The organism is Marinovum sedimenti (assembly GCF_054052205.1).
On the sequence record NZ_CM133223.1, the window covers coordinates 2,752,938 to 2,767,097 of the forward strand.

The 14,160-nt window shown below is 61.0% G+C and carries 12 protein-coding genes; 3 read left to right on the forward strand and 9 right to left on the reverse strand.

What is annotated here, in order from left to right:
* Nucleotides 1-83: 83 nt before the first annotated feature.
* From ACW9UO_RS13220 to ACW9UO_RS13255, 8 genes are all read right to left on the reverse strand, one after another.
* Nucleotides 84-1,724 carry a peptidoglycan-binding domain-containing protein gene (locus tag ACW9UO_RS13220; RefSeq protein WP_457086261.1) on the reverse strand — a complete coding sequence of 547 codons (1,641 nt, stop codon included), beginning with the start codon at nt 1,722-1,724 and terminating at the stop codon, nt 84-86.
* 17 nt (nt 1,725-1,741) lie between these two features.
* A complete protein-coding gene (locus tag ACW9UO_RS13225) occupies nt 1,742-2,914 on the reverse strand; it encodes a phenylacetate--CoA ligase family protein (protein ID WP_457086262.1) in 1,173 nt (390 codons plus the stop codon).
* Nucleotides 2,915-2,994: 80 nt separating this feature from the next.
* A complete protein-coding gene (locus ACW9UO_RS13230; protein ID WP_457086263.1) occupies nt 2,995-3,831 on the reverse strand; it encodes an ABC transporter ATP-binding protein in 837 nt (278 codons plus the stop codon).
* A 68-nt stretch (nt 3,832-3,899) separates the two neighbouring features.
* Entirely contained in the window at nt 3,900-5,192 is a 1,293-nt protein-coding gene (locus tag ACW9UO_RS13235; RefSeq protein WP_457086264.1) for an ABC transporter substrate-binding protein, read from the reverse strand.
* A 61-nt stretch (nt 5,193-5,253) separates the two neighbouring features.
* Nucleotides 5,254-6,330, reverse strand: a complete 1,077-nt coding sequence (locus tag ACW9UO_RS13240) for a branched-chain amino acid ABC transporter permease (RefSeq protein WP_457086265.1) — start codon at nt 6,328-6,330, stop codon at nt 5,254-5,256.
* Nucleotides 6,331-6,414: 84 nt separating this feature from the next.
* Nucleotides 6,415-7,368, reverse strand: a complete 954-nt coding sequence (locus tag ACW9UO_RS13245) for a branched-chain amino acid ABC transporter permease (RefSeq protein WP_457086266.1) — start codon at nt 7,366-7,368, stop codon at nt 6,415-6,417.
* A gap of 10 nt (nt 7,369-7,378) precedes the next feature.
* Nucleotides 7,379-8,191, reverse strand: coding sequence for an ABC transporter ATP-binding protein (locus tag ACW9UO_RS13250; protein WP_457086267.1), 813 nt, complete (start codon nt 8,189-8,191; stop codon nt 7,379-7,381).
* A gap of 49 nt (nt 8,192-8,240) precedes the next feature.
* Complete coding sequence (locus ACW9UO_RS13255; RefSeq protein WP_457088653.1) at nt 8,241-10,205, reverse strand: AMP-binding protein; 1,965 nt, start codon at nt 10,203-10,205, stop codon at nt 8,241-8,243.
* Nucleotides 10,206-10,830: 625 nt separating this feature from the next.
* On the opposite strand from ACW9UO_RS13255, the gene ACW9UO_RS13260 reads away from it, so the two are divergent.
* Together ACW9UO_RS13260 and ACW9UO_RS13265 are read left to right on the forward strand one after the other, a co-directional pair.
* Nucleotides 10,831-12,741, forward strand: coding sequence for a hybrid sensor histidine kinase/response regulator (locus ACW9UO_RS13260; protein WP_457086268.1), 1,911 nt, complete (start codon nt 10,831-10,833; stop codon nt 12,739-12,741).
* The gene (locus ACW9UO_RS13265; protein ID WP_457086269.1) at nt 12,738-13,442 is read left to right on the forward strand and encodes a response regulator transcription factor; all 705 of its coding nucleotides are present in this window, start codon (nt 12,738-12,740) and stop codon (nt 13,440-13,442) included. The genes ACW9UO_RS13260 and ACW9UO_RS13265 overlap by 4 nt, the downstream gene beginning before the upstream one ends.
* A 9-nt stretch (nt 13,443-13,451) precedes the next feature.
* Here ACW9UO_RS13265 and ACW9UO_RS13270 read toward each other — a convergent pair whose 3' ends face one another.
* Nucleotides 13,452-13,613, reverse strand: a complete 162-nt coding sequence (locus ACW9UO_RS13270; protein WP_457086270.1) for a hypothetical protein — start codon at nt 13,611-13,613, stop codon at nt 13,452-13,454.
* 125 nt (nt 13,614-13,738) lie between these two features.
* Between ACW9UO_RS13270 and ACW9UO_RS13275 the strand changes: the two genes are divergently transcribed.
* Nucleotides 13,739-14,140 carry an MAPEG family protein gene (locus tag ACW9UO_RS13275; protein WP_457086271.1) on the forward strand — a complete coding sequence of 134 codons (402 nt, stop codon included), beginning with the start codon at nt 13,739-13,741 and terminating at the stop codon, nt 14,138-14,140.
* Nucleotides 14,141-14,160 lie beyond the last annotated feature (20 nt).

Consider the following 14,160-nt stretch of genomic DNA (forward strand, 5'->3'; position numbering starts at 1 on the left):
AATTTGCCCCCGATGCGCCGCCTAGACGAAAAAAAAGCGCCCCGCCGGTGGGGCAGGGCGCGATTGCAGTGGTGTGGGCTGGCTTAACGACCGGCGAGAAGGAAACCAGCGGTGCGCTTGGTCACATAGCCGGTGATGTCGATGCCACGGTCCTTTTGATAGCGTTTGATCGCGTCGCGGGTGTCATCCTTGAAGTTGCCATCGACAAATCCGGGATCGTAGCCAAGGCTTTGCAGCCGCTGTTCAACAAGCAGCCGGGTCACCGGGCTGTTGAGGATCTCGCGTTCCTCATCGCGTGCGGCGCGCAGGCGGTCGTTGTCATTGTCCTCGGCGGCGGCTTGCAGCGCACGGATGCGGGCCTGGGCCTGATTTGCAAACTCGCTGTTGCCATAGCTGTTGAGAAAATCGCGGTATCCGGCCACCGAGTTGATCTCTTGCGCCTGCTGCCAAGCGCGGCGTTCGGCGCGTCGGTCTTCGGTTTCACGGGCTGCTTCGATCTCTTGCAACTCGCGTCGGGCATCTTCGGCAAAGCGCCCACGGGGATACCGCTCGAGGTAGCGGCGCAGCCCAGCCTCACCACCATCAGCGCCGTTTTGACGCCAGAACGTGGTTTCGGCGCGCTCATCCTGCTGCGCCTGTTGGGCGCGGCGGCGGTCGCCCTCGTCGCTGATCTGGCGCCATTGCCGGTCGGTCAGGAACGAGGTCACCTCATGGCCGCGATCCCGTTGCCACCGGCCAATCGCGCTGCGGGTGCCTTGGCCAAAGATGCCATCGATGCCGCGGGTGTTATACCCCAGCAGCGTCAGATCGCGCTGAAGCTTGCGGCGGTCATCGCGGCTCAGGTTGAGGTTGGTCTCTTCACGCTCCCAACGGCCCTGCCGGTCGGCGACAAGCGCCGTGATGCGGTTGTTTGCTTGGGTGCGGAACCGGCCACGCGGGTAACGCTCGATATAAAGCTGCAAGGCCGCCTCGGTATCAATCGCGCGGGCGGCATTCCAAAACCCCTCGTCCAACGCGGCCTGTGTCACCGCATCGACATCGACAACCGGGCCCGAGCGGCCGCCATCGGTGAACCCAAGGCTGTCGGTCAGGAACCCACGCGCCGCGAGTTGGCTCAGCGCTTCGTTCAGGCTTTTGTCACGGTTGAGCAGCCCTTGCAGGATCGCCGCTTCCAGCCGATTGGAATTGCCGCTCGCCAGGGTTACGCCCTGTGGCAGATCCACCCCTTGGGTGCCAATCCGCAAGCCTTCGCCCCGCAGCCGCAGCTCGCTTGACCGCCCGGCAAAAATCACCGCCCGCCCGGCGGCGTTTCGGCCCGCGATCTCGGCCAAGGCCGACAGCGACAGCCCCTGTGACGCGACCGTCAGCTGATCAACATCGCGCGTGTCGGTCGACAGCAGCCAGGCATCGGTGCCGGTGCTGACGAAATGGCCATCAAGCAGGATGATCACCCGGTCCGCATCGCTGGCACGGCGCTGAAACTGCGCGGCGGCCTCGGCCATATCGCCGGTGCGCGCATTGTAAGTCTCGATCACGTCAAAGCCTTCGCGCGCCAGTTGCCGCGCAATCGGCCGCAGGTTTTCCGCAGCGCGCGGGTCATCAAGACGTTGGTAATCGTAGTTCGCAATCACAAGCGCCAAATCGGCAGCGCTGGCCTGACTTGCAGCAACAAACGCCGCCGCCGCCAGTCCGCGCAGAAATGCGCGAGGCAGAGTGAGGGGCATAGAGGGATCCTCCCGGTTCAATCGTAAACCCGAGTATCCTCTATCACGATCCCGTCTTTGGGAAGGGTGCCGGGGGACACAAGTTCGATAGACCCGCGCAGCTTGAGCACTTCGCGCACCGTTACATCATAGCGCGAGGGGTCGTCGCCCGCGCTTTCCAGCCGCACGATCATCTTGTCGGTTTCGCCTTCGCGCGCGGCAATCACGCGGGCGCGGGTGATGTCATCATGGCGCGCCACCAGTTCGGCCACCTGTTCGGGGCGCACAAACATGCCCTTAATCTTGGTGGTCTGATCGGCGCGGCCCATCCAGCCCTTGATGCGGGTATTGGTCCGCCCACAAGGGCTTTGGCCCGCCATAACCGCGCTCATATCGCCGGTGGCAAAGCGGATCAGCGGATAATCGGGGTTCAGCGTCGTCACCACGACCTCGCCCACCTCGCCCTCGGCCACAGGCGTGCCGGTGCCGGGCGTCACGATCTCGACGATCACGCCTTCGTCGAGGATCATCCCCTCCTGCGCGTCGCTTTCATAGGCGATATTGCCAAGATCAGCGGTGGCATAACATTGCAGACAGGTGATGCCGCGATCGGCGTATTCCTGCCGGAGCGAGGGGAACAGCGCGCCGCCGCCCACCGCCGCGCGGGTGATTTTCAGCGGCAAACCCATGTCGTCGGCCTTATCAAGAATCACCTTGAGGAAATCCGGCGTGCCCGCATAGGCCGTCACGCCGACATCATGCGCCGCCCGCGCCTGAAGCTCGGTCTGGCCGGTGCCAGCGGGCAAGACCGTCGCGCCAACAGCCCGCGCGCCGTTTTCAAAGATCATGCCAGCCGGTGTCAGGTGATAGCCAAAGCAGTTCTGCACGATGTCACCCGCGCCAATCCCCACCGCATGCAGAAACCGCCCCATCCGCCACCAATCGTGGCTGACACCGCCGGGTTCATAGATCGGGCCGGGCGATTGAAAGATATGCGCGAGGTTCGACACCGGCAGCCCGCCAAACGGCGGCTGTGCCTTTTGTTTTGCCACCAGATCGGATTTGCGCAGCACGGGCAGGGCGGCCAGCGCCGAAAGATCGCCAACCGGGTCCAGCCCGTTCGCGGCAAGCTGGGCATTCAGCTGCGCCAGATGCGTCGCGGTACGCTCATCATGCGACCGGGTTTCGAGGGCATCGTAATGTCGAGTCATGACAAAAGTCCTTTGATCAATGGTCGCGGCACGCGGCACAGAGGGGGGCAGAGCAAAACTGTTTGGGTGGGGGAGGCGGTTTACGCCAGCCACCTTTTGCGGCGCCGGTACGAGCGCACATCGCGGAAGGATTTGCGGCCATCGTCCGACATCCCGAGGTAAAATTCCTTAACATCCGGGTTTTCGCGCAGATCGGCGGCGGGGCCGTCCATCACCACACGACCCGATTCCAGAATATAGCCGTAATGCGCAAAGCGCAGCGCCACATTGGTGTTCTGTTCGGCCAGAAGAAAGGACACGCCTTCCTTCTCATTCACCGATTTCACAATCTCGAAAATCTGTTCCACCAGCTGCGGGGCCAGCCCCATCGACGGCTCATCCAGCAGGATCGTATCGGGGCGGCTCATCAACGCGCGGCCAATCGCCGTCATCTGCTGTTCCCCGCCCGAGGTATAGCCCGCCTGCGATTTGCGCCGCTCTTTCAGCCGTGGAAAATAGTCATACACCATCTCTAGATCGGCCTCGACAGCGCCTTTGCCATCGCGCCGCGTATAGGCCCCGGTGCGCAGGTTTTCCTCAACCGTCAGGTGCTCGAAACAGTGGCGGCCTTCCATCACCTGGATCACACCGCGTTTGACAAGCGCCGCCGGGTCCAGCCCCTGCACCCGCTCACCCTTGTAGATGATCGAGCCTTTGGTCACTTCGCCCCGCTCGGAATGCAGCAGGTTTGAAATCGCCTTGAGCGTCGTCGTCTTGCCCGCGCCATTGCCGCCCAGCAACGCGGTGATCCCGCCTTTGGGCACCGACAGCGACACGCCCTTGAGCACAAGGATAACGTGATTATAGATCACCTCGATATTCTTGACCTCAAGCAGGGTCTCTTTGGTTGTGGCTTCGGTCGGGGCGGCGTCCAGCATCGTCTTCTCTTTCCAAAAGCGTAAGGTCCGGCGGCAACGGGCTGCGCTGCCGCCGGAAGGTCACGAGATTACATCTCGCAGTTTTCGGCCACCGGCCAAGGCGCATTGGCCTCGGCGTATTCAGCAGCTTTTTCAGCCACAAGCGCCTCATAGGCATCGGTGCGCGGCGTCATGTGGTCCGAGACTTTGACGAATTTCTCGCCGTCCCATTCCAGCATCCAGCCGCCCGATCCGCCTGTGTGATCCGCACAGGTGGTTTTGAACGGCGGCACCATGCCATCCAGACCCAGCTCCGCAATCCGTGCTTCGGTCATGTCGATGTTTTCCAGACCCCAGCGCAACTGGCTGGCGCTGATCTCGGCGGTGTCATACTCGGCTTGCGCCATGCGAATGCCCTCGGCCAAGATCGCGGAAATGATGATCCCACGGTTATAGAACACGCCGGCCATCTCTTCTTCGTTCGACTGGGTGTTGCCCGCGTCAACAACGTGTTTCTTGATGTCGGCCACCACCGGCGCATCGAGATTGGGGAAGGACCAGGAAATCGACTTATAGCCCTTGCCGTCTTCACCAACGATCTTGAGGTCGGCATCGTGACCGGCCCACCAAACGCCAACCATGTTTTCCATCGGGAACTTGGTTTTGACGGCTTCGGTGATCGCCCCGGCGTTCATCGCGCCCCAGCCCCACATCACAACGTAATCAGGGCGTTCGCGGCGAATTTGCAGCCACTGCGCCGATTGGTTCTGCATCTCTTTCAGACCAACCGGGATCGGCACCAGCTCAAAGCCCTTTTCGCTCGCCATCTTCTCCATCAGCGGCAGCGGCTCTTTGCCGTAGGGGTGGTCGAGGTGCAGGAAGGCAATCTTTTTGCCATCGAGATCGCCCTGACCTTCAAGGTACTGAACGATCATATCGGCTGCATCCCAATAACCGGCAGGCGTGTTAAAGGCCCACTGGAAGGTCTTGCCGTCCATCATCGGCGAAAAGCCATAGCCGGGCGCCAGGATCGGGATCTCGTCGATGTTGGTCTTGGGCAGCACCTGAAGCGTGATGCCGGTCGACCAAGGCTGGGTCACAATCGCCTTGTCCTTGGTCTTTTCATAGCATTCCGCGCCTTTTTCGGTGGAATAGCCGGTTTCGCATTCTTCAAAGTCGATCATCACGCCGCCGATGCCGCCATCGCGGGCGTTCAGCATCGCCATATAGTCGGCCTGACCGTTCATCAGCGGAATGCCGGTCGCCGCAAACGGCCCGGTGCGATAGCTGAGGTTCGGCGTATACAGCCCTTCGGCCATCGCAGCGCCTGCGGTGATGGATGCGACCACTGCGGCCACAGCCAGTTTGGTGAAATGTTTCATGTGTTTCCTCCCATTGGATTTAATTTCCCTCGTAACGGTTTGTTTTTGTTGGGCCGGGCCCCTAGTGGGGGAACGGCCAGAGTATAAGCTTTTCACGGATCAGCGCCCAAAGCCGCGCCAGCCCATGCGGTTCGATGATCAGAAAGAACACGATCAGCGAGCCGACAATCATGATATTGAGGTGTTCAACCATCGCCGAAGACACCGGAATGCCCAGCGCTTGCGGCACGGTGCCCAGCACCACCGGCAGACCGACGATCAGGATCGCGCCCAGATAGTTGCCCATGATCGACCCCAGCCCGCCAATGATCGCAATGAACAGAATGCGGAAGGACAGCGGGATGTCAAAGAGGTTCGGCTCTGCCGCGCCGCGCCACATAAAGACAAACAGCGCGCCCGACACCCCGACAACATAAGAGCTGACAGCAAAGGCGGTGAGCTTGGATTTCATCAGGTTGATGCCGATCAGCTCGGCCGCGATGTCCATGTCACGGGTGGCTTTCCACGTCCGGCCAAGATTGCCTCGGGTGAGGTTGATGCACAGCAGGGTCATCAGCGACACGATGCCAAGCACCACGAAATATTGCGTGACCGAAGACGCCTGCGGCCCGGCGACGTACACGCCAAACATTTTCAGGTTCGGCACCTGGATCGCGCCAGAGGCGTTGTAATTGTACAGCCACGCCCATTTCTCAAACAGCCAGACCAGAAAGAACTGCGCGGCGAGGGTGGCAATGGCGAGGTAAAACCCCTTGATCCGCAGCGACGGTATGCCAAACGCCACGCCGATCCCGGCACTGAAAACGCCCGAGAACAGGATCGCAAGGATCGGGTTCATCCACGGCATCAGTGTGACCATCTTATAGCAGGCATAGGCCCCGACACCCATAAACGCCGCCGTCCCAAGGCTCAGCTGCCCGGCATACCCGGTGAGGATATTCAGCCCCATCGCGGCCAGCGAATAGATCAGGATCGGGATCAGCAGCGTCTGAAAGGTGAATTCCGACGCGGTGAGCGGAAAGATCACCCAGGCAAAGGCAAGGATAACCATCAGCAGAATGGCGTCCTGCCGCACCGGAAACAGCGCCTGATCGGCCTTGTAGGTGGTCTTGAACTGACCTGCGGTTCTGTAGAGCATTGTTATGTCTTTCCGGATGTTTGTTCCGTTCGCCGGGGGCGTTTCCCCCGGCTGCTTTACCGACTGGCGGGCGCGGGGCCCGCTCTACACCCTCTCGATGATACGTTCCCCAAACAGCCCCTGAGGCCGGAACAACAGCACCGCCAGCGCCAGCACAAAGGCAAACCACGTCTCGGTATTGCCGCCCAGCAACGGCTGGCCCCAGTAAATCTCGAACAGCTTCTCGCTCAGCCCGATCAGCAGCCCGCCAATGATCGCCCCGGTGATCGACTCCAGCCCGCCAAGCATCAGAACCGGCAGCGCCTTATAGGCGATCACTTCCAGAGCAAAGCTCACCCCGGCCCGCGCGCCCCATGCAATCCCGGTGACCAAAGCGATGATCCCGGCGATGAACCAGACCAGCACCCAGACCGTCTGAAGCGAGATCCCGACCGACAAAGCGGCTTGGTGATCGTCGCCCAAGGCGCGGATTGCCCGGCCCATCTGGGTGTAGTTGAGAAAGGCCAGCAGCGCGATCACCAGCAGCGTCGCCACCACAACCACCGTGATATCAAGGTGTTGCAGGATCAACAGACCGCCCCAAGGCTCCAGCACCGTGTCGCCGGTGGGAATGCCAAGCTCGCTCGTGATCATCACCTTGTTTTCACCGCCAAAGATGATCTCGCCCAAGCCAATCAGGAACAGCGTGATGCCGATGGTGGCCATGAACAGGATGATATCCGGCTGCCCGACCAAAGGCCGCAGCACGATCCTCTCGATGCTGACCGCAAGGAGGAACATCACCACCAGCGTCAGGCCAACGGCGATCCACGCCGGCACGCCCATCGCATGCAGCCCCACCAGCGTCAGCGCGGCAAAAACCACCATGATGCCTTGGGCAAAGTTGAAAATCCGGCTCGAGCGGAAGATCAACACAAACCCCAGCGCAATCAGCGCGTAAAGGATGCCGGAAACCAGCCCTTCCCACAGCACCTGCAAAAGGAAGTCCGGCGCTTCGACCATATCGACGAAGGGTTTGATAAATATATCGTTTAGCATTGTGTTTCCCTCAGTGCGCCACGCCAAGATAGGCGTCGATCACATCTTGATTGTTGCGCACTTCTTCTGGCGTGCCGTCGCCGATCTTCTTGCCGTAATCCATCACCACCACCCGGTCAGAGATGTCCATCACCACGCCCATATCGTGCTCGATCAGCGCAATGGTGGTGCCAAATTCGTCATTCACATCAAGGATAAAGCGGCTCATGTCCTCTTTCTCTTCGACGTTCATCCCGGCCATTGGCTCATCCAGCAACAGGATCGACGGCTCCGCCGCCAGCGCCCGCGCCAGCTCGACCCGTTTCTTCAATCCATAGGGCAGGGTGCCCACTGGCGTCTTGCGAATGGCCTGAATCTCAAGGAAATCAATCACTTCCTCAACCTTGCGGCGGTTGGCGATCTCTTCATCACGCGCCTTGCCCCACCACAGCGCCTGCGCCGCGATGCCGGAATTCATATGCGTCAGCCGCCCGGTCATCACGTTGTCGAGCACCGACATCCCCTCGAACAAAGCGATGTTCTGGAAGGTCCGCGCCACGCCGAGCCGCGCCACCTCATAGGGTTTCATCGGCGGGCGCTTCGACCCTTTGTACCAAACCTCGCCGTCGCTCGGCGTATAGAACCCCGAGATCACGTTCAGCATCGAGGATTTCCCCGCGCCGTTCGGTCCGATAATGGCCCGTATCTCGCCTTCGCGGATGTCGAACGAGATGTTCTCGATCGCCACAACGCCGCCAAAGCGCAGGGTGATGTTCTTCATCTCCATCAACACGCCGCCAATCTGGCGACCGTCCGCGGTGACGTATCCATCCGTGTCCTTCACGCGACACCTCCCTGCTGCATGTCTTTGATAAAACCCGTGCTGGCGCCGCTCATTCCGCGGCAACCTTCTGCGGCACCACCGGCACAACCTTGGCATCGCGGATCTCCAGCGTTGCCTTGATCTTGCCTTTGCGCCCGTCTTCATAGGTCACTTCGGTCTCGGTATAGATGCTGTCCGACCCGGCATAGAGTGCGTTCACAAGGTCTTCGAACTTCTCGCCAATGATCTTGCGGCGCACCTTGCGCGTCCGGGTCAGCTCGCCATCATCGGCGTCCAACTCCTTGTGCAGCACGAGAAAACGATGCACCTGACAGCCCGACAGCATGTCATCTTCAGCCACCGAAGCATTCACCTCTTCCACATGGCTCTGGATCGTGTCGAGCACCTGCTGGTGCCCGGCCAGCTCCTGATACGAGGCATAAGCGATGTTGTTGCGCTCGGCCCAGTTGCCGACAGCGGCAAGGTCGATGTTGATGAACGCACAGCAGAGGTCACGCCCAGCACCAAACAACACCACCTCAAGAATGTTGGGGAAAAATTTAAGCTTATTTTCCACATATTTCGGCGCAAACAGGCTGCCATCGGCCATCTGGCCCACGTCCTTGGCCCGGTCGATGATCCGCAAATGCCCGGTATCGGGCTCAAAAAACCCGGCATCGCCGGTGGCCACCCACCCCTCGGGGTCTTTGGTGTCGGCGGTACTTTCGGCGTTTTTGTAGTATTCCACAAACGTCCCGGGCGAGCGATAGAACACCTCGCCATTCTCGGCGATGCGGATTTCCACACCGGGCGAGGGCACGCCAACCGTATCCGACCGCACCTGACCATCCGGCTGCTGGGTGATAAACACCGAGGCCTCGGTCTGGCCATAAAGCTGTTTCAGGTTGATCCCAAGCGAGCGATAAAAGTCGAAAATCTCCGGCCCAATCGCTTCGCCCGCCGTATAGCCCACACGCACCTTGGAAAACCCAAGCGTGTTTTTCAGCGGGCCATACACCATGATTTCGCCCAGCCCATACCGCAGCCGGTCCAGCATACCCACGCTCTCGCCATCAAGGATACGCGGCCCGACCTTGCGAGCGTGGTTCATAAAGTGGTGGAATATCTTGCGCTTAAGCGTCCCGGCGTCTTCCATCCGGATCATGATCTGCGTCAGCTGGGTTTCAAACACCCGCGGCGGCGCAAAGTAATACGACGGCGCAATCTCGCGCAGATCGGTCATCATGGTTTCCGGCGATTCCGGGCAATTGACACAGAATCCGGTCCAATAGGCCTGACCAATCGAAAAGATAAAGTCGCCCACCCAGGCCATCGGCAGGTAGGCCAGTACCTCGTCCCCGGCGCGCAAATGGTCAAAATCCGAGGTGTTCTTGGCAGTTTCGATGATGTTGCGGTTCGACAGAACCACGCCCTTGGGCTTGCCCGTCGTGCCGCTGGTATACAGCATCACACAGGTGTCATCATACCCCAGTTTGTCACGTCGCCGGTCGAGTTCGGTGATGAATTCATCGCGCGCGGCGCGGCCCTGATCTTGCACATGGCTGTACTGATGCAGGTGCGAATGATCGTATTTCCGCAAGCCGCGCGGATCAATATAGATCATGTGTTCAAACTGTTGCAGGCTCTCCTGCACTTCCATCACCTTGTCGACCTGCTCTTGGTCGGCCACGATGACAAACCGTGCGCCGCAATGGCCAAGCACGTATTCCATCTCTTCGGCAACCGCGTCCTGATACAGCGGCACGGGCACTGCGCCAACCATCTGCGCGGCCACCATCGACCAGTACAGCGACGGCCGATTGCGCCCGATGACAGCGATGAAATCACCCTCATTCACGCCAAGGTTCAAAAGGCCCAATGCGAGCGCTTCGATTTCCCCGTCCACGTCAGACCAGGTCCGGCTCTGCCAGATCCCGTACTCCTTTTCGCGGTACGCGGGTTTGTCACGATATTGCGTGGCGTTGCGCTTCAAAAGCGCCGGAATCGAGCGCAGACCTTCTACGCCCTGAGACAACTCAGCCAATCCATTTCCTCCCTTTGCCCCGTTTTCCGGGGCCGACCGCCTGTGCGCGATTCTGCCTCTCATTTGGTCAGGGCCTAGGCTGCCGGTCAACTTTTTCCTGAACTTTTCCCAAATCTTACGAATTGTAACAGCGGCGGATTTCTCGGTTCGGCGTGGCGTTAAGGAAGTCTTAGGTTTTGGGTGCGCAAATATAGGGACATCGACTGCTTTGGAGAGCTATGTGCATCCGCTCGTTAACTTTTTCGAAGGTCTGAACCTTGCCGGGCCGGTCCTCAGTCCGATTTGGCTGGTCGGCATGTTCGCAGGTTCGGCGTTTGTACCCTTCGCGCTTCTCCTTCTGACGGTGTTACCCTTCGCGCGGCGTTCCAGCCCCGTTCTGGTGCGGTGTCGCAATGAAAGTCACGCCCAACGGGTAATCCCATGCTCTTTACCTGCCAAACGCGGGTACTCTGGACGCCAAAATCGGCCTCCATGACCCACCGCATGATCCGAACAGTGTTGCACAAGTCGCCCGGTCGGGCAGATGGCTTATACCCCCCGGACTCCGCCGAGGTTGATAAGCCACGGCGAACCGCGTAATTCCGACAGGTCATTCAAGCGGGGGGCGACCCGAGGCATGCATCTGTCCGACAGACAGCTATCCGATCTGACCCAGGCGGGTCTGAACCTGATCCAGCAGGCACTCTCCATCTATGATCGCGGTCTCCGTTTGGTTCAGTGCAATGGCCGGTTTCAGGAAATGTTCGATCTACCCGAGGCGCTTGTCACTCCCGGTGCCCGGTTCGTCGATACCATCGGCCATCTTGCCGCGCGTGGCGAATACGGTGAAATTGCCGATATGGACGAATTTATCGCGCTGCGCGTCCGCCAAGCCCGCGCGTTTGAGCCGCATTATATGGAACGGCCCCGCTCGAATGGCCGCTTCATTTCGGTCGAGGGCGCGCCTCTGCCACAGGGGGGCTGGGTCACGGTTTACACCGACATCACCCGCACCAAGGAGCAAGAGCAACTGTTGCGCACCCGGTCCGAGCTGTTGTCGGAAGAGGTGCTGAAACGTTCCGAACAGCTGGCCGCCACCAACCGCGAACTCGCCTCTACCGTCAGCGCGCTGGAAGAGACCCAGCGCCAGTTGCGCGCGATTGAGGCCCGCACCCGCTTGACCGCTGAAATGATGCCCGCCCATATCGCCCATGTCGATGCAAACGGCCATTACACCTATTCCAATCAACGGCTTAGCTCGGTTATTCCCGGCCGCCCGTCCGGCATCGTCGGCATGTCAATCAAAGAGGCGCTCGGCCCCGACGCCTATGCCAAAGTGCGCCCGCACCTTGATGCCGCGTATGGCGGCCAACAGTCGGTGTTCGAATTCACCGATGCCCCCAGCCTGCGCCGCATTCGGGTGGCCTTCACCCCGGATCAGAACGAAAACGGCGTCTATATCCTGTCGATGGACACCACCGAGGAAACCCAAGCCCGCGTTGCCCTGCAACAGACCCGCCGGCGTGAAATCGCCGCTCAGTTGACCTCGGGGCTGGCGCATGACTTTTCCAACCTGCTGACGATCATCCTCGGGATGCAATCCAAACTGGGCCGGATGAACGATCTGCCACCAGGCGCCGCGCCGCTGATAAGCGCAACGCTCAGCGCCGCGCGCCGGGGTGGCACGCTTTTGGGCCGGATCGCCGACATGACCGGCAGCCGCCTGCACCAGCCAGTGCCCACCCGACTGGACCGTTTTCTTGAAGAACTACAAACGCTTGCGCGCCCCAGCCTGCCGCCGGATCTGGAGCTAACGCTCAGTGCAGATGTGCCCTCAGCCGTAATGATTGACCCCGGCATGTTGCAGGATTCGCTGCTTAATCTCATCCTCAACGCGCGGGATTCCTGTGGGACCAGCGGCAAGATCACGGTCTCTGCCCGTGCCGATGCCGACACCTGGCTCAGCTTTCGCATCACCGACACCGGCCCCGGCTTTAGCGCCGAAGCGCTCGCCCACGGAACCGAGCCGTTTTTCACCACCAAGGGCGACGAAGGCTCGGGGCTGGGGCTGGCGATGGTCTATGACGCCACCAAACTGGCGGGCGGCGACCTCAAACTGGCCAACACGCAGATGGGCGCGCAGGTGCTGTTGCGGTTGCCGCTGCGTCTGGTGCCCGATCCGGTTGAGGCCGAGCCAGGCATGGTGCTGCTCGTCGATGACAACCCGGACCTGCGCGGCACGGTCCGCGACCTGCTCACCGGTCTGGGCCACCGCGTTGTCGAGGCGGCCTCGGTCACCGAGGCGCGCGCTTTGGTGGCGGGCCTGCCCGAAATCACCTCGGTCCTGACCGACATCCAGCTTGAAGGCGGCCTGACCGGCCTTGATCTTGCCGTCGCCGCGCGGCATCTTCCGGTCACGTTGATGACGTCTCTGCCCGCCGACCACGCACTGTTTTGCGCCGCCGAGGCGCGCGGCCCGGTCCTGCGCAAACCATTCGACGCCATCCACCTCGCCGCCGCGCTGGCCAACACGAAAGCCAAAGCATGAGCGACGCGCCCCTGGTCACCATTCTTGACGATGAGCCTGAGATCCGCCGGCTTCTGGCCGACACGCTGGAGGAAGCCGGGTTTCGCACCCTGAGCTTTGGCCGCGCCACCGAATTTGAGGCGGCGCTGCGGCGCACCACGCCGGATGTCTGCCTGGTGGATCTGAGCCTGCCGGACCGCGATGGCCTGTCGCTGGTGCATCGCCTCGCGCTTGAGCAGGGGGCGGCGGTGATCATCATTTCGGGGCGGGCGCAGGTGCAGGACCGGGTGATCGGGCTGGAGCTCGGGGCCGACGATTACATCATAAAACCGTTTGATCCCAGCGAAGTGGTCGCCCGCGTGCGGGCGCGCCTTCGGTCGACGCGCACGGTGGTGCATGCCGGGCGGATTGCGGCGTTCAGCGGCTGGGAGGCCGATTTCGATGCCTACACCCTGCGCAGCGAGGCCGGGGCCGAGGCCGGATTTTCCCATGCCGAGGGCGAGGTGCTGCGGATGTTTCTGGAAAGCCCCCGGCGGCTGATCACCCGGCAACAGATGCAAGAGACGCTGGGCGGCGCGGCGGGCGAAAGCTTTGACCGGGCGATGGATGTGCGGATCTCGCGACTGCGCACCAAACTGGGGGAAGACCCGAAAAACCCCCGCCTTATCAAGACGATCTACGGCGCGGGCTATATCTTTCTGGGCGATGTCAACTGGCGCTAGCCCCGGCCCTTATCCCCAGAACAGCAACCGCACCAGCGGCAGCAGCGTTGCCGCCAAAACCCCGACAACCCCGCCGATGATCAGCCGGATCACCGGCTTGCCCAGCCGTGGCCCGGCCAGCCCGAGCACGCCGCAAACAAAGGCGTAATAGGAAACGGTGATGATATCCATGAGCACAGCCTAACATAAATATTTTGTGAAATCAGCCCGTTGCGGGCGCTGATCTGCGAAATGACAAGGCGCGCCGCCCTGAATCGTGGTATACGGCACCGGTGAAATCTTGCACGAGAGAGACGATGATGACCACTCTGGAATTCTATACCACGCTCAGCGCGATTTGGATCGCGCTGGCTTGGGTGCCCTATATCCTTGACCGGATGTTGGTGCGCGGGCTGATGGGCGCACTGGCCAATTACGATGCCAACGCCAAGCCGCAATCGCCTTGGGCGCAGCGGGCGATGCGGGCCCATACCGTCGCGGTCGAAAGCTTTGTGGCCTTTGCGCCGCTGGCGGTTCTGGCCATGATCCGCCTGCCCGAGGATGGCTATCCCGGCACGCTGGCGATGACCTATTTCTTCGGCATCGTCGCCCATTACGTGGTGTATTGCCTTGGTATCCCGGTGCTGCGCACCTTGGTTTTCGCCGTGGCTGTGCTCTCGACCGTTGCCCTTGGCCTGCGGGTGCTGGGCGTGATCTGACGACCCGCCTGACAGTCCGC

Excerpts from the sequence above, each read along its gene's own strand:
- ACW9UO_RS13220 (WP_457086261.1), bottom strand. The coding sequence starts at position 1,724 with ATGCCCCTCACTCTGCCTCGCGCATTTCTGCGCGGACTGGCGGCGGCG.
- ACW9UO_RS13225 (WP_457086262.1), bottom strand. The coding sequence starts at position 2,914 with ATGACTCGACATTACGATGCCCTCGAAACCCGGTCGCATGATGAGCGT.
- ACW9UO_RS13230 (WP_457086263.1), bottom strand. The coding sequence starts at position 3,831 with ATGCTGGACGCCGCCCCGACCGAAGCCACAACCAAAGAGACCCTGCTT.
- ACW9UO_RS13235 (WP_457086264.1), bottom strand. The coding sequence starts at position 5,192 with ATGAAACATTTCACCAAACTGGCTGTGGCCGCAGTGGTCGCATCCATC.
- ACW9UO_RS13240 (WP_457086265.1), bottom strand. The coding sequence starts at position 6,330 with ATGCTCTACAGAACCGCAGGTCAGTTCAAGACCACCTACAAGGCCGAT.
- ACW9UO_RS13245 (WP_457086266.1), bottom strand. The coding sequence starts at position 7,368 with ATGCTAAACGATATATTTATCAAACCCTTCGTCGATATGGTCGAAGCG.
- ACW9UO_RS13260 (WP_457086268.1), top strand. The coding sequence starts at position 10,831 with ATGCATCTGTCCGACAGACAGCTATCCGATCTGACCCAGGCGGGTCTG.
- ACW9UO_RS13265 (WP_457086269.1), top strand. The coding sequence starts at position 12,738 with ATGAGCGACGCGCCCCTGGTCACCATTCTTGACGATGAGCCTGAGATC.
- ACW9UO_RS13270 (WP_457086270.1), bottom strand. The coding sequence starts at position 13,613 with ATGGATATCATCACCGTTTCCTATTACGCCTTTGTTTGCGGCGTGCTC.
- ACW9UO_RS13275 (WP_457086271.1), top strand. The coding sequence starts at position 13,739 with ATGATGACCACTCTGGAATTCTATACCACGCTCAGCGCGATTTGGATC.